The sequence below is a fragment of the Psychrobacter sp. DM8 genome (genome assembly GCF_051307025.1).
Classification (GTDB): domain Bacteria; phylum Pseudomonadota; class Gammaproteobacteria; order Pseudomonadales; family Moraxellaceae; genus Psychrobacter.
This window is the reverse complement of sequence record NZ_CP195538.1, coordinates 857872-877353: the sequence shown is the minus strand read 5'-3', so window position 1 is coordinate 877353 and position 19482 is coordinate 857872. Positions and strand designations below refer to the sequence as shown.

Genomic DNA, 19482 nt, shown 5'->3' with positions numbered 1-19482 from the left:
CGCTATCTGCGCCACTTGTTTAATTATACTGATCATTTAGTCATGCTGATGTTGACAAGCTACTAAAGTATACCGCAATAAATAGCAGCTAGGCAAAATAGTCGCTAGGCGAAACCTAATCTTATTTTAGCAAATCGGTTATGACTATGCTGTGAGCAATTGTAAGATATTTATTCCATTTTTAACTATACATGAATACTTTTGTTTATAAATATTTAGATAACCATACCCGATTCCCATAGGCAAAATTCACCGTATCTTCCGCGTTTGCTACTACCGCCTGCTGTACGTCCTGCCTCGGTCAATACCAGCTCGCCTTCTTTATCCTCTAAGTAACCTGCTTCAAGTAGTTTACTATTGAGCTCTTGCGTCTTTAGCCCCAGCTCTTTGGCTAGTTTAGCCGTTGTTAATTTAGAATAGTTGGGTGTCATCTCTACTAGTTTGGTAGAAGAGTGATTGTCTACCGTTTTATTTTTGTCATCAGTAATCCTGTTGTCAGTCGCAGCCGCCTTCTCACTTACTTTTTCAAGTGACATGCGTACCTCATCACTGATACGGATAATACGCTGCGCTTCTTCATAAGTATCTGCATATAGCTTGGCATCATCATTGCGAAAGATTAGTACACCCATCTCATTGTTATTCACTTGGCTAAATTCATACAGATTGAGGCTAGTGATGATGCATTCATTCTCATTTAAGTAGCATTTAGCATGCAGGTTCTTGCAAAAGCTAGTGCGTATAAAGGTAAGGTTTTTGAGCCAATTGATCTCTTCTGGATGCAGATCATTTTTGCCATAAACGATACGAATATCAATTTTGAGACGATTACGGTCTTCTAATAACTCTTTGATACGCTCGTTCAGCTTTAGATAAGGGCTAATAATAATCAGCCGATCAGAAGCATTTTTAATCAGCTCTTCTAAATGGTAAGTTGTGCCGCTACTGTTTAAAAATTTCGCCATTGCCTCGTCCTTAATATTTTGCGCTTATAAAAAAACCCATCTCAAGCTTACTTGAAATGGGCTTAATTGCAAACTACTAATGTTGAGTTTAAGGCTGGTATCACGTGTTTATGAAAACTCGCGGCGCAAATCGAAGGTAGACTCCTCACCTAGTCTGTCATAGTTTTCGTCTAAAAAGGCTTTCGCTGAAGCGCGGCCAATATCACGTAGATGTGTCAAAAACGCCCACTCAGAGTTTATCTTACTAGATGCTGACAGCGGATTGATCTGTTCTGTCTCTTCAATACGGTGTACTAGAACCTCAGTGTAGCGTGTTCTATCAAGCTTGTTCTCACGCAATTGACGACTAACAAAATCAATGGCGCGCAGTTCTCTAAGTAATGATGAGTTAAAGGTAATCTCATTAATACGGTTTTGTATTTCGATCGCGCTTTTGGGTGTCTCGTTGCGCTCAATCGGATTGATCTGCACGATCATAATATCTTTGGACTTAGTCGTATGAAACAGAGGATACAGAGGCGGGTTACCCACATACCCGCCATCCCAATACGGTACGCCATCAATTTCAACCGCTTGAAAGTAAGAAGGCAAACATGCTGAAGCCAGCAGCATATCTGCGGTCAACTCGTCACGGTCAAACACTCTTATTTTGCCCGTATGGACGTTGGTTGCCGCTACAAACAGCTTTAGTACACTACAAGCTCTAACCTTGTCAAAATCGACAGTGGATTCAATCAGATCACGTAGCGGATTGATATTCAAAGGATTGGTATTATAAGGTGAGGCTACGCGGCTAAATAAGTCCATCATAAGATAAGCGGGCGAGTCATCCATCGCCCAGCTCCCTGTCAGAATACTCAAAGGACTACGCTTGATAGGACTAAGCGCGCCCATGTAGGCCACTCGACTCCAAAACTTCTCAAGCGATTCGCGCGCGCCATCTGGGCCGCCCTCCATGTAGCCCTGCGCCAGTACCGCCGCATTCATCGCGCCAGCACTGGTACCTGTGATGCCCTCGATACTGACGCGGCCATCTTCCATAAAGTGATCCAAAACGCCCCAAGTAAAAGCGCCATGCGAGCCGCCACCTTGTAGTGCTAGGTTAATCGATTTTTTAGTCATAAACGCGTTACTCTTATCATTGCTATGAGTTTACATATTAAAAGTTGAGTCTGCCTTATAAAGCCAGACAAATTTCTGATATAAGACGATTGTAAATTGGCATCAAGCCGGCTTATAGCTATCACGTAAGCTGACAATCTGATTAAATACTGGCGTATCGGTACTGTGCTCTTGGCTATCTGAGATAAAGTAGCCTTCGCGCTCAAACTGAAAGCGCGTGCCTGCATCCGCTTCAACTAACGAAGGTTCGACGACTGCGTTGAGTACGGTTAATGAATTGGGGTTCAGTGCTTCGTGGACATCGCTGACGCTACTTGGGTCTTCGACACTAAATAGCGACTCATAAAGTCGTACTGTGGCAGGAATACCTTGGCTCGCCGATACCCAATGAATGACGCCTTTGACCTTGCGGCCTTCAGGATTTTGTCCCAAAGTGGTCGGATCTATGGTAGCTTTTAGCTCAACAACGTTGCCGCTATCATCGGTGATATGCTCTGTGACTGCGAGTACATAAGTATTACGCAGGCGTATCTCAGGCTTTTCTGGCGACAGACGCTTATAACCTGCTGGCGGCTCTATCTCGTAATCGCCTTGATCAATGTACAGCTCCTTAGTAAAAGGAATCTCGCGCTCGCCCATATCGACATTAGGGTGCTTGGGCTGAGTCAGCCACAAAGTTTGCGCGTCTGCGTCCCAGCGGGCGTTGACGCTATCGGCTTTTAAATCTTGCCACTGACTAACCGCGTCGCTAAAGTTCGTAATGGTTACTTTTAGCGGTTTGAGTACTGCCATACCGCGTGCTGTCGTATCATCTAAGGACTGGCGAATGCTAAATTCAAGCAGGCGCATATCGGTTACGCCATCTGCCTTTGATACACCAACACGATCACAAAAGTCGCGCAAGCCCTCAGGCGTATAACCACGGCGGCGCATACCTGCGACCGTTGGCATACGCGGATCATCCCAACCGTCAACAATACCCTCGTCTACGAGCTGCTTGAGCTTACGCTTACTGGTCAACGTATGATCGACGTTTAAGCGACTAAACTCATACTGATGCGGCGGCGTCTCAAAGCCAATCTTTGCCACAACCCAATCATAAAATGGACGATGATCTTCAAATTCAAGCGTGCATAACGAATGCGTGATGCCTTCTAATGCATCGGATAAAGGATGGGCAAAATCATACATCGGATAGATGCACCATTTATCACCCGTCTGATGATGCTCTTGATGCATGACGCGGTAGAGTATCGGATCGCGCATATTCATATTAGCATCAGACATGTCTATCTTGGCACGTAGTACGGCCTCGCCATCGGCAAACTTACCGTCTCTCATATCAGCAAAGCGCTTGAGATTGTCCTCGACACTAGCATCGCGCTGCGGTGACGGTGTGCCAGCCTCATTAAATGAGCCACGATTCTCTTTGATTTGTTCAGGGGTTTGCAAATCAACATAAGCATCGCCTTGCTCTATCAGTTGCACCGCCCATGTATAGAGCTGATCGAAGTAGCTAGACGCGTGTAGTGCCTGCCCTGCCCATTCAAAACCGAGCCATTTCACATCGTTTTTGATATTGTCGATGTAGTCCTGCTTTTCAGCAGTTGGGTTGGTGTCGTCATAGCGCAGATGACAGATACCATCGAACTCTTTTGCTACGCCAAAGTTAAGGCAAATGGATTTAACGTGCCCTAAATGCAAGTAACCATTAGGCTCAGGCGGAAAACGAGTAACGATTTTCTCGTATTTTTGTGCTTTTACATCTTGGCGAATAATATTGCGGATAAAATCGTTTTTTGGCTCGTTAGGTTTTGTATGCTCAGTCATTAATTTGTGCTCCTAAGCCTTTTACGGTAGGCTCTAATTTTATATAAAAAATAAATTAGCGTTATTCTATCAGCTTTTGCAAACTCATTAACAGCCAGATACATGACATGACATGAAAAAGCCGTTAGACTAGCCTCTAAATTAGGATTGCCTTTTAGAGACACAAGGAAGATCTATGCACGCTATCAAATCATTTGGGTTTGCCAGCTTATTTGCCCCTTTATTTATATTAGGTTGCGTTAGTAGCACCAATAGCGCTAGTACGACCACTACAGACAGTCAGCCCGATCCATTAACCAACGCAAACAATCAGGAGATAACCATGAGCAACATGCCAGTCGTAGAGTTGGAGACCTCAATGGGTAACATCACTATTGAACTCAATGAAGAAAAAGCACCAAAAACAGTAGAGAACTTCTTAAATTATGTCAATTCTGGGCATTATGAAGGAACAATCTTTCACCGCGTCATCGACGGCTTTATGATTCAAGGCGGCGGTATGGACGCCCAAATGAATGAGAAAAAGACCAATGCGCCAGTAGAGAATGAAGCGGATAATGGTCTAAAAAATGATAAAGGATCAATCGCTATGGCGCGTACGCAAGACCCGCATTCAGCGACCAGCCAATTCTTTATTAATGTTAAAGACAATGACTTTTTGAACCATAGCGGTAAAAACGCGCAGGGTTGGGGTTATACTGTCTTTGGTAAAGTTACCAGTGGTATGGATGTCATCGAAAAACTGCGCGGCGTTCCGACTGGTCGTTTCGGTATGCATGCCGATGTGCCAAAAGAGGCGGTCGTTATCAACTCTGCTAAAGTCGTTTCTGAGTAGTTTTTGCTCGGCTATTTACCCCTTAGTTGTAAATAGCCTATAAGATAAAAGAGGTTATGATAGATGCAAAGCTTTGATCACTTACTCACCACTCGCCCGCATGATATACGGCAAGTACTGATTAGCGATTTGCATTTATCGCTTGATGAGCCTGCCCTTGTGCAGGCTTTTTTGGCACTATTAAATGACTGCTTAGCGCTGCCAAATCTTAAACGGCTGTTTATATTAGGCGACTGGTTTGAGGTCTGGCTCGGTGATGATATGTATCTGTCACTAGAGGATGAGGCACGCACAAGCCACTGGCTAACCCCTTTAATCAATAGGCTAAAACAGCTACGTGTGCAAGGCTGCGAGATCTTGGTCATGCATGGCAATCGAGATTTTCTGCTTGATCGAGGATTTCTCAATCTATTTGGCGGTGAGCTAATTGCTGAACCTTATCCATTGACGATTGGTGAGCAAGATTTTCGCCTAGAGCACGGTGATGCGCTATGTACAGATGATAAAAAATATCAGCTGTTTCGTAAAGCGATTCGCAGTCCACTGGCCAAATGGTATCTGCTCAATAAATCATTAGAGAAGCGCCTCGCCATCGCCGACAACATACGCACTAAAAGTAAGCAAAATAATAGTAAAAAGGCGGCCTACATTATGGACGTCAATGAGCAGTCCGTCGCACAGGCGGTTAATAACGATGATGCCTTATTGCATGGGCATACGCATCGCCCAGATATTCATCAAACGACTAATAACAAAATACGTTATGTGTTAGGTGATTGGCGACTGATCGATACAGAGTCAAGACAGCCAAAAGTGAGCGCGGTGATTGGCGCGGTAGTGGCAGACGAGCATTTAGATGAAGCAGAATTTGCACTGGTTGAGTTTCAGTATTTAGTGAGATGATTTATTTAGTGTAGATTGTAGGGTGCATTTCACGCACCATCCAGACCTTAATTATCTTCAATTAGTGCGTAAGGCGCAACCTACAACTCCGACAAAAACCTTAATCCATCAATTTAAAAAAGTGCTGGCGATAGTGCTTAAGCTCGCGAATTGAGTCGCGGATATCATCTAAAGCTAAATGACTACCGCCCTTTTCAAAGTTTTTTAGGATATCAGGACGCCAGCGAAAGCACAGCTCTTTGATCGAGGACACGTCTAAATTACGATAATGAAAAAAGCGCTCAAGCTCAGGCATCTGCCGCGCCATAAAACGTCTGTCTTGGCAAATCGAGTTGCCACACATCGGCGACTTACCACTATCGACCCATTTATTCAAAAACTTAATGGTTTCCTCTTCGGCTTCAGCTAGTGTCACTTTACTACGACGCACGCGATCGACCAGACCTGACTGACCATGCTGCTTGGTGTTCCAGTCATCCATCTTGTTCAAGATTTGGTCAGAGACTTTAATCGCAAAAACAGGCCCTTCGGCTAATACGTTCAAATCCTCATCCGTCACCACTGTCGCAATCTCGATGATCTCATCGTTCAAGGTATCAAGCCCTGTCATCTCAAGGTCAATCCAGACCAAACCCTTCTTACCTTGGTTTTTGATTTTGATCTTGTTGGGATGGTCATCGGTACTCATAAGCGATCCTATTAGTAGTATGCACAGTGATGATGTACAAGTGGTTTGCAGGCTTTACAAAACCTCTGTCAAGCTTAGGCTGTATGTTATCAAATTTTCACGCTACACTGAGACATATTTTTATCGCAATTAAAACAACACAGGCAGTACTTATGGCATTGATACGGCAGCGCAAACTCACTAAACAGCAGATTCGTCGTATAGACAAACAACAACTTGCCAGCCAAGACAGCATCGATGATAGCTTGATGGATGGCGTGGTGATGGCGCACTTTGGTAAGCAATTGGAGGTACAAGTCACAAGCTTACCTGCTGTGATACCTAAGCAGCCTGAGTTTGCCCCTGATGACCCTGAGCCGTTTTGGCAGGAGTTGGCCTTGGGTGATGTCTGGCGCTGTCATGTGCGTACCAACTTGCCGATGCTGGCTGCAGGTGACCAAGTGCGCTGGACGGCGGACTCCAACACAGGTTTTGGCCGTATTGAGTCAGTAAAACCGCGCACCTCGATGATATCTCGCCCCGATCGCTACCATAAGCTCAAACCGGTTGCCGCCAATATCGATATCTTAGCGATTGTCTTTGCGCCGCTACCTGCTGCCGCGCCTACCTTGATCGATCGCTATCTTGTGGTTTGTCATCATGCAGGCGTACAACCTCTGCTGGTACTCAATAAAGCGGATCTATTAGAGGGCGAGTCTACTGTCAATACGCGTGAACTATTAACGCAATATGCAGCGCTTGGTTATGATAGTGTCTTGACCTCAGTGGATTGTCCAGAGAATGTATTACAGACGGGTGAACAACAAGGACTTGGCGAGCTCAAACGCTATATCGATAACAAGCTGGTGATATTTGCCGGTCAGTCTGGCGTCGGTAAGAGCAGTCTGATTAATGCGCTGCTGCCAGAGTCGGCGCAAAGCGTTAACATCATCTCAGAGAACTCACAGCTTGGGCAGCATACGACAACGACTAGCCGTTTGCTACCCTTCAATCCAGCTGATCTAACTCAAGGTGGCATCGTCGATACCCCAGGTATTCGTGAATATGGTATCTGGCATCTGACTCCAGATGACATCATCTCAGGATTCGTTGAGCTTGCACCGCTATCAGGCTACTGTCAGTTCCGAGACTGTCGCCATACTCATAACTCCAAAGGCTGCGCGCTATGGCAGGCAGTCGCTGATGGCGAGGTTCTTCAGCGCCGCGTTGAGAACTTGGTGACCCTTACCGATGAGGCAGATACCAAGCCTTATTAAGACAGACGCATTGAGTAGTTTTCATACGTTTACTATAGACAACCTAGTCGGTATAATAGCGCCTTGTTCATTTTTATCAGGCCAACTGATAGAACACTTATATTTTGGAGGTCTAGTTTGGATCGTGCACTTGAATTTATGGGTAACCACCCGTTCTTATTCGGTATTTTAGCCGTACTTGCTATCTTGTTTTTTACTATTGAGAGCAAGCGTAGCGGCAAAAAGATATCTCCAAACACTCTCGGTATGATGGTCAATTCGCAAAACGCGCAGCTGATTGATATTCGACCTGCCAAAAAATATACGACAGGCTATATCCAAGGCAGTCGTAATATTCCATTCACTCAGCTCAAAGATCGCTTGGATGAGATACGGGCTATCGAAGATCCAGTAATTATCATCTGTGACATCGGTGTACAAGCAGGCGCGGCGATACAAATGATTGGCAAAGACAACGTCTATCGTCTAGAGGGCGGTATTGGCGGCTGGCAAGGCGCTGGTATGCCACTCGTTGGCCTAAAAGACACGCAGAATAAAAAGGGCAAATCTAAGCCAAAACTGAGTAAATAAGCAGTAGCGATTTAGATATTCAAACCAGACATCATAACTATATGGTGTCTTTTTTTATGCTTTGTTTCTCACTTTAGTGATAAAAGCAAAACACTCTGAATGCTTAAAACTTGATTTTAATAGGCCAAGCCCCATTCTATAGATGACAATAATTAAAGTTATCATTGCCATTAACTCATTGGCAATTGATAATATGGCTGTCTATACTGTCTATTATACGATTCACTTTATTATTATACGATTCACTACTGTAGCGTCTACTAATGATAACGTTGCATCCCTACTCCAATAACTATTAAGGAAGAACTATTATGAGCGTACCTGTTAAAGTATATACCACTCCTATTTGCCCATATTGCACTAACGCCAAAAAACTATTAGAGTCCAAAGGCGTAAGCTTTGAAGAGATTGGCATGCACGACATCAGCAGTGATGAGCGCCGCGCTTTGATGCAAAAAACCAATAACTACCGCACAGTGCCGCAGATCTTTATCGGTGATACTTTTGTTGGCGGGTTTAATGAGCTCAATCAGTTTAATCAGCAAGGCAAGCTCGATGAGCTACTAGCGGGTTAATCTGCTATATTACCTTTTTTACTTACTAAATCTTGTGACCTATTAAATAGTCGTTTGGCCTTATCGTCATATTGGCTATATTTTGTTTAAATTTATAAGGAATTATCATGGCTGAAGAACAAGCACAACCGCAATTGGCACTAGAGCGCATTTATGTTAAGGACATGTCACTTGAAGTCCCAGGCGCAGGCGTATTTACCAAAGAGTGGAATCCTGAGCTTGATATCAACTTATCAAGCAATGCTGAAAAACTTGATGATGATCATTATCAAGTGATTCTGACGGTGAGTGTCAATGCAAAGAATGCTGAAGAGCCGGCCTTTATCGCTGAAGTTCACCAAGCCGGTATCTTTTTATTAAAGAACATCCCTGAAGATCAAATCGGTCAAATCCTAGGTGCATATTGCCCTAACGTTTTGTTCCCTTATGCTCGTGAAGTCATCAGTGATATCGTCACTCGTGGTAGCTTCCCGCAGTTATTGCTTGCGCCAGTCAACTTTGACCAAGCCTACGCGCAAAGCCAACAGCAAGCACAAGTAGACGCGCAAGGTAATGCTTAAGCTCTTGTATTAAAAGCTAAGCATTAAGTGAGTAAAAAAACCGCCCTCTTTTTTAGTTGGCGGTTTTTTTGGTTTTAAAATACAAAAAACCTCGACCATAGCAGTCGAGGTTTTTATAACTATAAATAAAATTAGCCTTAAATAAAACTAGCCTTTTAGCGCTGACAAAATTTGTGCCTTAACGTCTTCGATAGGCTGCGTACCATCGAACTTATCATAGTTAGGTGCACTGCTACCTTCTTTGGCTTTTTCTTGATAAAAACCTACTAGCGTTGAGGTCTGCTCATGATAAGTCGCTAGGCGATCACGAATCGTCGACTCTTTGTCATCTTTACGCTGGATCAAAGGCTCGCCTGTGACATCATCGATACCTTCAACCTTTGGCGGATTGTGATCGATATGATAAACGCGGCCTGATCCTGCATGCTGGCGACGACCCGATAGACGCTTGACGATCTCATCATCAGGGACGCTAATCTCGATAACATGGTCGATATCGACGTTAGCTGCAGCTAGTGCCTGCGCTTGCGGAATGGTACGCGGGAAGCCGTCTAAAATACAGCCATTAGCACAATCAGGTTTAGCGATGCGCTCTTTGACCAAATTAATAATGAGATCATCTGATACCAGACCACCTGCGTTCATCACGCCTTCAGCTTGTTTGCCAAGCTCGCTACCTTCTTTGATCGCCGCACGTAGCATGTCGCCCGTCGAGATTTGCGGGATATCATACTCTTTTGAGATTAACTGGGCTTGGGTGCCTTTACCAGCGCCTGGTGGACCTAGCAAAATAATACGCATCATGTAGCGACTCTCCTTAAAAGGGTTTTGGGATAAGGTTTTATAACAAATTGTAATCAGGGATTGGTTGATTGCAAGCTCACCTTACCTTGTGGCTTTGCAAAGCTCAAGTTTTTTCATAACTTAGACATCAATTGTCATGACTTCACTGTTCAAATAATACTATTGCGCGCCATTATGGCGCTAGGTAGTTTGTCTTAAAGTAGTTTCTCAGCTCATTAAAATCATTAGGGTACTTGCTGATTGATCGCAACATTGACTTGATTTTGCTCGCTGCTAATAACGACAGGATTGCCCGATAAGTCGCCAGACTCTGCAATAGCATTACCGCTATGACTAATACGTGCCACGACTGCCAGCTGTACTTTATCTGCGCGTGCTTGTGCTAGCGTACGCTCAGGCATCATCGCATCCAGATCACTAAGACTGATACTCGCCTCGCCCTGCTTAATCACACTAATAGGCAAGCGCTTAGCAGCAAACGGTGGTCCGCCGTTGACATCGCGAATAGCGACAAAGAGCACATCATCACCTTTAATCAAAGGCAACAAACTGCTATTGACGGTTACGGTTACCTCGACACCTTGAGCCGCTTGCTCTTGCTGCGCGTTTACGTTAGCGCTGAGCTCATCCAAACTTGCCAGCGCTTGGGTATGATCGCCAGGCTTAGCGGCAATACTGCCGCGCAAACGGCTGATCCAGCTTTGTGCTTCGTCAAAGTTGCTGCTACGCGCCTCGCCCATTGCCATGAGCATCTGCGCGCCTTCGTGTTGCGGGTTTTTGGCCAGCAAATCTTGCAATACGCGGCGACTGTCGGCGTTGAGTTGACCTTCATTGGCAAAGAAGCTGATTTGGGCGTAAGTGGCGGCAATCTCTTCGTTATCTGGAGAGAGGCGGTACGCACGCGATAGGGCTTCGATCGCAGACGGCGTGGCCTCAAGCGATAAGAACAGCTCGGATAAGCGCATCCAACGATCAGGGTCATCAGCATGACGATGCACATTGGTCTGCATGGCACTAATAAGCTGATTGCCATCTTCAATTGCCCACGCAGGCGGCTGATCGATTTTACCCGTTAATAGATCATCAGCCACTTGACCGACTTTATCCTCGCTTGCCCAGAGATTGAATACAGGCGTACGATCACCGATTAATAAATAAGCTAACGCTGCCAATACAGGTACCCATATCATCACAATCAAACGGCTTTTGACGCCGGGTACGACCATCGGCGTAATTTCACGCTGCGCATCGAGCAGCTGGCGCTCAAGCTCAAGCTTTTGGTTTTGATAATGAGTGTCGTCAATGACGCCGCTTTCTTTATCTGTTTGCAGCTCAGCGAGGCGCTCGCGGAACACTGCGACGTTGATATCGAGTAGCTGATTATCTACTGGATTCTCAGGTCTACGAGCCGCACGCAACCAAGGCATAACAACGATGACCGCTAGTACTAAGCTGATTAATAGGCTTAGGGCGATAAATAAGCCAAAAGTAGAAAATAGGGTCATTTTTTATCCTTTATGCTGGTGATATCATGATCTACTCTATCGCGCGCGTTGCTTCGTGATAGTAAGCGATCCAGCTCCGCTTTTTCTGCCGCACTCAACGCCTCTGTATGCTCGGCAGCAGTACCTGTTTGACCACGAGCAACAATTTGACGACGCCGACTTTGCCAAAACCAGCCACCAATCAATAAAATCAACAGCAGCGGCGGAAAAAACCATAATATCCAAGTTGAGGGGCGTACTGGCGGCTTGTAGCTAATAAAGTCGCCATAGCGCTCTTGCATATAAACGCGAATCTCGCCATCACTACGGCCATCTTTGACCATATCATAGGTTTTTTGTTTGAGATCTTGCGCGATAGGGGCGTCAGATCCTGCTAGATTTTGGTTTTGACATTTAGGGCAGCGTAGTTCCTCGATCAAGCCTCGATACTGCGCTTCTTGCTGCACTGAGTCAAAATCATAGACGTCAATTGCCGCATTAGCATTCACTCCTATTACCAAAGATAGTACTAGAGCTAGCAACACGCTTGCCAACCTTATGACTCGTTTACTAAAGCCATTTTTATTGATGACATTATAGTTACTAATGATCATTGGCAGGCCTCCTCAACTTGAGTAGCATCTGGTGTGCTAGCAGTCTCATTGGCTTTATTGAGTACCATAAGGCATGGCGTAATACGCGCTTGCCAATTAGCCTCATTAATCTCACCAATGATGTGCTGACGGATCACCCCTTCGCCATCGACGATAAAGGTTTCGGGTGCACCGGTTAACCCTAAATCTAATGCAAATTGACCTGATAGATCTTGGATAGACATCGAGAATGGATCGCCGCGCTGGTTTAGGTAGCTTAGCGCATTACCGATCTCATCTTTATAGTTGATGCCCACAATATTGACGCCGCGTTCTTCTAACTCCATCAAAAATGGATGCTCAACGATACAAGTAGGGCACCAAGAGCCCCAAACATTGATTAAAAAGGGCTGCTCGGGCAAATTATCATTGGTCATGACCCGCGTCGTATCTGATAATAGCGGTAGCTCAAACGTCGGTACAGGGCGCTCAAGCGCAGTATTAGGCACGATATCTGTCGGCTGACCTAAACGCATATAAAGCATGACGATAAAGCCTGCAAAGACGATAAGCGGAATCAAAAACCATATCTTCATCTGCTTTTTATTCATCGTCTTAGTTTTGGACGCAGGTGCTGTGTTTTTGTCAGGCATATTAAGCCTCCTTATTGATTACAGGAGCGTCGATACGTACAGAAGTATCTGTATTTGCCATCACTTGCGCAGATCTTTTGGTCTTTTTAAGACGATAGCGCTTATCCAGCATACTAATCAGTCCGCCCAATGCCATAATAATCGCACCCAGCCAAATCCATCGGATCAGCGGTTTAACATAGATACGTACTGCCCATTGGTTACTCTCCTCCGAGATAGGCTCGCCCAATGCTACATACAGATCGCGCATAAGATTGGCATCAATAGCAGCCTCAGTCATCGGCATCATACTGATGATGTAAGTACGCTTCTCAGGATACAGGGTAGTGATGTCGCGGCCATCTTTGGTCACTTCAACCTCAGCTTGCATGCCATCAAAGTTGCTACCTTTCACTTCACGGAAGTCTTTTACCGTAAAGTCGTAGCCTTGAACATTGACGCTGTCGTTGGGTCCAAGTGCCACGTCACGCTCGATACTCAAAGTACTAGTGAAAGCGACGCCAATAACAGCGATGATGACACCAATATGAGCCGTTTGTTGCCCCCAATAGCTAAGGCGCAATTGGCGTAGGCCTTTAACAAGGCTCGGTGCGTTCTTGGTTTTATCTTTAAAATCAACCACCATCCACAAGAGCACCCAAAAGCTCACCGCTAGTGTAACGCCGATGTTGAGCATAGCCGACGGACTGGTAAAGTAAGTGACAATCGCCGCCAATACTAGACTGCTAGCGGCTATGACCATACCTACGCCGAGTAGCGGACGCTTGTCCTGCTTCCAGCGGATATTGGAGCCCATACCCATAGCGATTAGCAACAGCCACGTTAACGGCACAAATAGCGCATTAAAGTAAGGAGGGCCCACCGATACCTGACCCAAATTAAAGGCATCAGCGATAATTGGATAGAGCGTACCTAGTAGTACTACCAAAGTCGCAATCAAGATAATGACGTTATTAATAACTAAAAACGACTCGCGTGAGATCAGCTGATACTGACTCTCGACGGTCAAGCGCCAACCACGCACGGCAAACATCAGCAGACCACTGCCGACGATAATGCCCAAGATAATCAAGATGACAAGGCCACGCGTTGGATCAGCGGCAAATGAATGCACAGAGGTAATGACCCCTGAGCGCACAAGGAACGTGCCTAGCAGACTAAGCGCAAAGGCAAAAATCGCTAGCATGATCGTCCACGCTTTGAATACGCCGCGCTTTTCAGTCACTGCAAGCGAGTGAATAAGCGCTAAACCCGCCAGCCACGGTAGTAATGAGGCGTTTTCAACCGGATCCCAAAACCACCAGCCGCCCCAGCCAAGCTCATAATACGCCCACCATGAACCAAGCCCAATACCGATAGTCAAAAAACCCCAAGCGGCAAGCGCCCATGGACGCGACCAACGCGTCCATACCGCGTCCAAACGCCCTTCCCAAAGCGCTGCCATACAAAAGGCAAAGGGTACTACCATACCAACATAGCCCATATACAGCATAGGCGGATGGATAATCAGACCAAAATCCTGCAGCACTGGGTTTAGATCCGCGCCATCGACAGGTATGTTGGGCAGCGTGCGATCAAAGGGTGATGAGGTAAAAATAAGCATTGCCAGCATCATCATCTGCACGCCTGCCAGAATGATGAGCACCCGCGCACGCATGGATAGCGGTAGACCGCGGCTAAAGTAGGAGACCAGCGCACACCACGTCGCCATAATAGTCATCCACAGCAGTAGCGAGCCTTCATGTCCGCCCCACGTCGCTGATAACTTATAATACCAAGGCAGTAACGTATTGGAGTGCTGCGTCACATAGACGAGACTAAAATCATTGTAATAAAAGCCTGCCATCAAAGCGACAAATGAGGTTATCATCGCTCCAAACTGTGCCCACGCTAAGCTCGGTGCTAATCGCTGCCAAGCGACAATATTACGCATGACACCAATAGTTGGTAGTACCACTTGCAAGATAGCCAGCATAAAAGCGACTAGCAAAGCAAAATAACCCAATTCTGTGATTAACATACGTCTCTAACCTTTTTACCCTAAGGGCAATTTACATAATCTAAGAGTGCTAGCAAGTAACGCTCAAAAGGCTTGTTGATAACAACGGTTTGATAGCGATAATCTGATGACAGCACTCTAATGACAACGGCTACTATACTTATCTACATTGAGGGAAAGAACACCAAAACCAAGTGTAGCCAACCCGCTAAGAACCCTGTTAAACCACCCAAGATAATCAGCGTGGTTTCATCCTCCTGAAAGGCAGGACGCAAAAGGTTTTGAAATTCTCGAGGCGATAGCTCGCGAATACGGTCGCGAAACAGACCAAATATTTTACTTGCGCGGCTCTCATTGAGCTCAGGATCACGCAGCGGCACCATAGTAGCGGTAATGGATTTGTCGATAATCGTGTTCTTTAACTGTCCATAGTCGCGGCGACCAAGGCTTACGCGCAGTGTCGTACTGACCACAGGCGATTCCAAAATCTGATATAGGTGCGATTTCATCAGCTCACGCGTTTGCGCCGCGCGCGCGCCGTACATCATCTCGTTCATGATGTTCTCAAGGGTCACCAAATCGTTGACAACAATCTCAGCAAACACCTCTGATACTTCCTCTTGGCGCTTCATAAAGCCGCCTTGCAGACGCAATTGAGCGATATGCGGCAGACACGGTTTGATAAAAGGGAAGCCGCTTGTGCGCTCAAATACCTTGATATAAGAAATAAAACGCGGCTCAACGGGATTAAACACCATCCAAATAGCAATCCAGTTGGTCAAAAAGCCCCATATCGCGGCAAAAAAAGGTACCGTCCAGTGCTGCGGCACCACCAAAAAGATAAACATCTGGATCACGCCAAAAATAAGCCCAATCAAAGCGCTGATATGCCAAATAAAATCGATCTCTTTTTGACCGACTTTGAGAAACATATTCACCATCAAGCGCCGATCGCTCTCCATCTTATTGACGATCATTTGACGCATATCGACCAAGTCTTCGACATGATAAGTCAAATCTGTCACAAGTGACTGCATAATCTCAGGCAGCTCTTTATGCGCTTGTACATAAATACGGCGCTTGAGCGCATAAGGCAAATTACCCCACAGCGCGGGCGAATGCTCAAGCATAATCTCATCAATAAGCGCCTCTAAATGCTTATCGACAGTATCTGTGATAAACACCGCCATTTGCTCAGGCTCCATCGCCCGAAAAAACTCATCAAGCGAACCTAGCTTTGAGAGTGTCTGATCAACGATGACACCAGATATCTTGCCCGCTTTACGCGGTACAATACCTTGCCAGCCAATACCAGGCAGTCCAAAAAATGGAAAGTTAGGAATCCTGATACCCCGAAACTTAATGGGGTAAAATAGCATTTTAAGCGCCATCCACACATGCACCCAAGTGACAAATGCGGTCACAGGCGGAATGGTCAGCATGGCAAAAAACTGAGGATGCTGGACGATCGTCTGCCATAATGAAGTTGCGACCATAACTCTTTATGTCCCTAGCGTAACCATTATTAAAGTAAAATGTTGCTCGCTTTATATCATTAAATGCAAAGCGGCTTATTAGTAGCTTATCAGTAAAAAAGTAAGACAAATAAATCGCCTGATTTTAGCATACTTGCCATTTATTAGCACTGCTAACGCTAGGCTTAGTTGTGACTAGAGGTGACACAATTTGCAGGCCTGGTATGATTGAAATTGACCTACTATGCCCCATAATTCATAAGCAAAAGGCGACTAGGCGCAGCGCTTTGCACCATAAGAGCAGTTGCTCTTTTACTCCTGTCTTCTGCTATAATCCTTTTCGGCTACCTGCTTATCAGCTGATGTGCTAGTGTCACGCTATATTCTTGAATTTGTTACAAATAACGTCGTAAGTTATACCTTTATCTGATTGCTACATACTGATGGTCTATGAATAAAATGATTTCGCCTGATACCGATTACGTCAACCGTATCTTTATGCGGCGTATACTCATACTTGGGTTATTAATATTCTTAGGCTTAAGTGGCTTGCTCTTGCGTTATGGCTACTTGCAAGTCTACGCCCATGATCAGTACACCACGCAGGCTGATAACAATCGCATCAAACTCATATCAGCGCCGCCAAGTCGGGGTTATATTTATGATCGTAACGGTATTTTGCTCGCTGATAACAAACCTGTCTTTACCGCTATGCTAAGCCCTGATGAAGTCGAAAATCCAGAGCGTACGTTGACTTTGCTCGCCCCTATCTTTGGTCTGACTGACACTGACATTACTGATATTTTGGCGCGACTAAGCAAAAACAAAAACGATCCTGTGACGATTAAAATTGATCTCACTGAAGCGCAATTGGCGCAGTTTAGTGAGCGCAAACCCTTCTTTCGCGGTGTGACTATTCAGAGTAAATTGACCCGTACTTATCCTTATGATGAGCTGTTTGCTCATGTGATTGGTTATGTCGGTCGCATCAACGACAAAGAAAGCAAGCGCATCGATAAAGAGCGCTATGCTGGCACGGATTTAATCGGCAAGATAGGCATAGAGGATTATTACGAGGATATTTTACTTGGTCAACCTGGCTATCAGTCGGTTGAGACCGACGCTCATGGCGATATCATACGCCAGCTTGAATCCAAGCCGCCCGTTGCAGGTAACGATATCACTTTGAGCTTAGATTATGGCCTACAAACCATTGCCCAGCAGCAGCTCGATGGCAGGCGCGGCGCTATCGTTGCTATAGACCCAAGTAACGGTGATGTACTCGCTTTTGTGAGTAACCCAAGTTATGACCCTAATCCCTTTATCTCAGGTATCTCGTTTAAAGATTACGGCGCGCTGCGCGAGGATCTCGATCAGCCGCTATATAACCGCGCTCTACAAGGAATGTACCCACCTGCGTCGACGATTAAGCCCTTTGAGGGTTTAGGCGGTATTCATTACGGTCTGCGTGATTGGAATACCACTATCTATGATCCTGGTTATTTTAGCTTACCTGGAGACTCACACCGATTTCGAGATTGGAAGCGCGGCGGTCATGGCACCGTCAATCTCAAAAAATCTATCATGATGTCGGTTGATACTTATTATTATAAGCTGGCCTATGAGATGGGTATTCAGCGCTTACATGATTGGATGGGCCGTTTTGGTTTTGGCAAAGAGACAGGTATCGATTTGCCTCATGAAAAATCTGGCATCATGCCCTCCCCTAAATGGAAGCAAGAGACTTATGGCAAAAACTGGCTGCCTGGTGAAACCATTTCAGTCAGTATTGGTCAAGGGTATTTTTTGGCGACACCGCTACAAGTTGCAAACGCAACTGCTATGACTGCCAGCAAGGGCTATCATATTACTCCACACTTACTAAAGCGTAGTGACGGCGCCGCACCTGTAAAAGTCATCGAAAAGCCAGATGGCAAAATTGACTATAACGGCAAACCCTCTGACTGGCTGCTGATGCACAATGCTATGGAGGAGACGGTTCAAAAAGGTACTGCTCGCGGCATCTATACCGATAAATACCGTATCGCAGGCAAGACAGGTACCGCGCAGGTCAAGTCGATCGCTCAGGGCAAAAGCTACGACAAATCAACGCTCGATAAGCGCCACTGGGATCATGCTTGGTTCACAGGGTTTGCACCTGTTGAGGAGCCCTCTATCGCTTTAGCCGTACTGGTCGAAAACGGCGGCGGCGGTAGTGCCGTAGCTGCGCCTGTTGGCCGTGCACTGTTTGACTATTGGATTATGCAGCGCAAAAAAAATCCTATCTTGCCGCCAAGTCCTGATGAGTTAAAACAGATCAAACAGCAAAAGGCAATAGAAAAAGCGGCACGTGATCTGCTGCGTGAGCAAGAGGCTGAGCTAACCGCACAACTAGAAGCGGCGGCGAGTACAGACTGACGAATAAAATAATTTAAATACCTATGGGTCAAAGGATTATGGCAAAGGCTGCAAAACATAAAAACCGTAAGCAAAAAGTATCGACTCATACCGTATCAGCCAATACTAGGCGCGCCGATCACCAAGCTGTCAGCAACGTGCGTATTATCGGTGGACAATACAAGCGCCGAGGCATTGGCTTTATTGATAGTGAAGGGTTGCGTCCAACGCCAGATCGACTGCGTGAGACACTCTTTAATTGGTTGCTGGCTGATATTCATGACGCCCGCGTGTTAGATAGCTGTGCAGGTAGCGGCGTGCTAGGGTTTGAATCGCTATCTCGCGGCGCAGCGTACTGCACCTTTATCGAAACCAGCCGCGCCCAAAGCCAGATGCTCATCCAAAGCGCAAAGCAGCTTAATATTACTCCTGATAACTATCACGTTATCAATGGTGCAGCTGAACAAGTACTGATGAATATGCCAGACTCGCCGTTTGACGTTGTGTTTATCGATCCGCCTTATGCCGATGATTTGTGGCAGCCCATACTATCTGCCTTACTCACTCAGTCTCTAATCACTAGAGAGACGCTTATTTATCTAGAAGCCGATAAAGACTTGCGCCCTCAGCTTGAGGCATTAGCGATAAATTTGCGTGAAAATTCAGCTCACGTAGATATAAAAGGTTTTGATTGTATAAAACATACTCAAGTTGGACAAGTTGTCGCTGGACTTTATCAGCTGTCGTTGTCATAATCCTCTAATCAAAATTTT

Annotated in this window: 18 protein-coding genes; 8 read left to right on the top strand and 10 right to left on the bottom strand. The window is 45.7% G+C overall.

What is annotated here, in order from left to right:
- Positions 1 to 215: 215 nt before the first annotated feature.
- The 3 genes from ACR64J_RS03885 to ACR64J_RS03875 form a co-directional block, all read right to left on the bottom strand.
- Positions 216 to 965 carry a phospholipase D family protein gene (locus ACR64J_RS03885; RefSeq protein ID WP_435950516.1) on the bottom strand — a complete coding sequence of 250 codons (750 nt, stop codon included), beginning with the start codon at positions 963 to 965 and terminating at the stop codon, positions 216 to 218.
- A gap of 108 nt (positions 966 to 1073) precedes the next feature.
- Positions 1074 to 2087, bottom strand: coding sequence for a patatin-like phospholipase family protein (locus tag ACR64J_RS03880; protein ID WP_435950514.1), 1014 nt, complete (start codon positions 2085 to 2087; stop codon positions 1074 to 1076).
- 102 nt (positions 2088 to 2189) lie between these two features.
- Positions 2190 to 3917, bottom strand: coding sequence for a glutamine--tRNA ligase/YqeY domain fusion protein (locus ACR64J_RS03875; protein ID WP_435950513.1), 1728 nt, complete (start codon positions 3915 to 3917; stop codon positions 2190 to 2192).
- A 322-nt stretch (positions 3918 to 4239) separates the two neighbouring features.
- On the opposite strand from ACR64J_RS03875, the gene ACR64J_RS03870 reads away from it, so the two are divergent.
- Both ACR64J_RS03870 and ACR64J_RS03865 read left to right on the top strand, forming a co-directional pair.
- Positions 4240 to 4752, top strand: a complete 513-nt coding sequence (locus tag ACR64J_RS03870; protein WP_435951020.1) for a peptidylprolyl isomerase — start codon at positions 4240 to 4242, stop codon at positions 4750 to 4752.
- 63 nt (positions 4753 to 4815) lie between these two features.
- Positions 4816 to 5655: a UDP-2,3-diacylglucosamine diphosphatase gene (locus ACR64J_RS03865; protein ID WP_435950511.1), complete on the top strand. Its 840-nt coding sequence runs from the start codon at positions 4816 to 4818 to the stop codon at positions 5653 to 5655.
- A gap of 100 nt (positions 5656 to 5755) precedes the next feature.
- On the opposite strand, the gene orn is transcribed toward ACR64J_RS03865, so the two are convergent.
- Complete coding sequence (gene orn, locus ACR64J_RS03860) at positions 5756 to 6343, bottom strand: oligoribonuclease (protein WP_317199901.1); 588 nt, start codon at positions 6341 to 6343, stop codon at positions 5756 to 5758.
- Between the two features lie 152 nt (positions 6344 to 6495).
- Here orn and rsgA point away from each other — a divergent pair, with 152 nt between their 5' ends.
- The 4 genes from rsgA to secB all read left to right on the top strand — a co-directional run bounded on the left by rsgA (position 6496) and on the right by secB (position 9304).
- Complete coding sequence (gene rsgA / locus ACR64J_RS03855) at positions 6496 to 7599, top strand: ribosome small subunit-dependent GTPase A (protein WP_435950509.1); 1104 nt, start codon at positions 6496 to 6498, stop codon at positions 7597 to 7599.
- A 117-nt stretch (positions 7600 to 7716) separates the two neighbouring features.
- A complete protein-coding gene (locus ACR64J_RS03850; protein WP_317199899.1) occupies positions 7717 to 8169 on the top strand; it encodes a rhodanese-like domain-containing protein in 453 nt (150 codons plus the stop codon).
- Between the two features lie 311 nt (positions 8170 to 8480).
- Positions 8481 to 8744, top strand: a complete 264-nt coding sequence (gene grxC, locus ACR64J_RS03845) for a glutaredoxin 3 (RefSeq protein WP_317199898.1) — start codon at positions 8481 to 8483, stop codon at positions 8742 to 8744.
- A gap of 107 nt (positions 8745 to 8851) precedes the next feature.
- Complete coding sequence (secB, locus tag ACR64J_RS03840) at positions 8852 to 9304, top strand: protein-export chaperone SecB (RefSeq protein WP_317199897.1); 453 nt, start codon at positions 8852 to 8854, stop codon at positions 9302 to 9304.
- A gap of 147 nt (positions 9305 to 9451) precedes the next feature.
- Here secB and adk read toward each other — a convergent pair whose 3' ends face one another.
- The 6 genes from adk to ACR64J_RS03810 form a co-directional block, all read right to left on the bottom strand.
- Positions 9452 to 10108, bottom strand: coding sequence for an adenylate kinase (gene adk / locus ACR64J_RS03835; protein WP_435950508.1), 657 nt, complete (start codon positions 10106 to 10108; stop codon positions 9452 to 9454).
- A 224-nt stretch (positions 10109 to 10332) separates the two neighbouring features.
- Positions 10333 to 11613, bottom strand: a complete 1281-nt coding sequence (gene ccmI, locus ACR64J_RS03830) for a c-type cytochrome biogenesis protein CcmI (RefSeq protein ID WP_435950506.1) — start codon at positions 11611 to 11613, stop codon at positions 10333 to 10335.
- Positions 11610 to 12206 carry a cytochrome c-type biogenesis protein gene (locus tag ACR64J_RS03825; protein WP_317199894.1) on the bottom strand — a complete coding sequence of 199 codons (597 nt, stop codon included), beginning with the start codon at positions 12204 to 12206 and terminating at the stop codon, positions 11610 to 11612. The genes ccmI and ACR64J_RS03825 overlap by 4 nt, the downstream gene beginning before the upstream one ends.
- On the bottom strand, positions 12203 to 12838 hold the full coding sequence (locus ACR64J_RS03820) for a DsbE family thiol:disulfide interchange protein (protein ID WP_317199893.1): 636 nt from the start codon (positions 12836 to 12838) through the stop codon (positions 12203 to 12205). The genes ACR64J_RS03825 and ACR64J_RS03820 overlap by 4 nt, the downstream gene beginning before the upstream one ends.
- Position 12839: 1 nt before the next feature.
- Positions 12840 to 14858 (bottom strand): heme lyase CcmF/NrfE family subunit, encoded by a 2019-nt coding sequence (locus ACR64J_RS03815; protein WP_435950505.1) that lies wholly within the window; start codon positions 14856 to 14858, stop codon positions 12840 to 12842.
- A 143-nt stretch (positions 14859 to 15001) separates the two neighbouring features.
- Entirely contained in the window at positions 15002 to 16333 is a 1332-nt protein-coding gene (locus ACR64J_RS03810) for a DUF445 domain-containing protein (protein WP_435950503.1), read from the bottom strand.
- A 429-nt stretch (positions 16334 to 16762) separates the two neighbouring features.
- On the opposite strand from ACR64J_RS03810, the gene mrdA reads away from it, so the two are divergent.
- The gene (mrdA, locus tag ACR64J_RS03805) at positions 16763 to 18730 is read left to right on the top strand and encodes a penicillin-binding protein 2 (RefSeq protein WP_435950501.1); all 1968 of its coding nucleotides are present in this window, start codon (positions 16763 to 16765) and stop codon (positions 18728 to 18730) included.
- 38 nt (positions 18731 to 18768) lie between these two features.
- Positions 18769 to 19464 (top strand): 16S rRNA (guanine(966)-N(2))-methyltransferase RsmD, encoded by a 696-nt coding sequence (gene rsmD / locus ACR64J_RS03800; protein WP_435950500.1) that lies wholly within the window; start codon positions 18769 to 18771, stop codon positions 19462 to 19464.
- Positions 19465 to 19482: the final 18 nt, after the last annotated feature.

Excerpts from the sequence above, each read along its gene's own strand:
- ACR64J_RS03885 (WP_435950516.1), bottom strand. The coding sequence starts at position 965 with ATGGCGAAATTTTTAAACAGTAGCGGCACAACTTACCATTTAGAAGAG.
- ACR64J_RS03880 (WP_435950514.1), bottom strand. The coding sequence starts at position 2,087 with ATGACTAAAAAATCGATTAACCTAGCACTACAAGGTGGCGGCTCGCAT.
- ACR64J_RS03875 (WP_435950513.1), bottom strand. The coding sequence starts at position 3,917 with ATGACTGAGCATACAAAACCTAACGAGCCAAAAAACGATTTTATCCGC.
- ACR64J_RS03870 (WP_435951020.1), top strand. The coding sequence starts at position 4,240 with ATGAGCAACATGCCAGTCGTAGAGTTGGAGACCTCAATGGGTAACATC.
- ACR64J_RS03865 (WP_435950511.1), top strand. The coding sequence starts at position 4,816 with ATGCAAAGCTTTGATCACTTACTCACCACTCGCCCGCATGATATACGG.
- orn (WP_317199901.1), bottom strand. The coding sequence starts at position 6,343 with ATGAGTACCGATGACCATCCCAACAAGATCAAAATCAAAAACCAAGGT.
- rsgA (WP_435950509.1), top strand. The coding sequence starts at position 6,496 with ATGGCATTGATACGGCAGCGCAAACTCACTAAACAGCAGATTCGTCGT.
- grxC (WP_317199898.1), top strand. The coding sequence starts at position 8,481 with ATGAGCGTACCTGTTAAAGTATATACCACTCCTATTTGCCCATATTGC.
- secB (WP_317199897.1), top strand. The coding sequence starts at position 8,852 with ATGGCTGAAGAACAAGCACAACCGCAATTGGCACTAGAGCGCATTTAT.
- adk (WP_435950508.1), bottom strand. The coding sequence starts at position 10,108 with ATGATGCGTATTATTTTGCTAGGTCCACCAGGCGCTGGTAAAGGCACC.
- ccmI (WP_435950506.1), bottom strand. The coding sequence starts at position 11,613 with ATGACCCTATTTTCTACTTTTGGCTTATTTATCGCCCTAAGCCTATTA.
- ACR64J_RS03825 (WP_317199894.1), bottom strand. The coding sequence starts at position 12,206 with ATGATCATTAGTAACTATAATGTCATCAATAAAAATGGCTTTAGTAAA.
- ACR64J_RS03820 (WP_317199893.1), bottom strand. The coding sequence starts at position 12,838 with ATGCCTGACAAAAACACAGCACCTGCGTCCAAAACTAAGACGATGAAT.
- ACR64J_RS03815 (WP_435950505.1), bottom strand. The coding sequence starts at position 14,858 with ATGTTAATCACAGAATTGGGTTATTTTGCTTTGCTAGTCGCTTTTATG.
- ACR64J_RS03810 (WP_435950503.1), bottom strand. The coding sequence starts at position 16,333 with ATGGTCGCAACTTCATTATGGCAGACGATCGTCCAGCATCCTCAGTTT.
- mrdA (WP_435950501.1), top strand. The coding sequence starts at position 16,763 with ATGAATAAAATGATTTCGCCTGATACCGATTACGTCAACCGTATCTTT.
- rsmD (WP_435950500.1), top strand. The coding sequence starts at position 18,769 with ATGGCAAAGGCTGCAAAACATAAAAACCGTAAGCAAAAAGTATCGACT.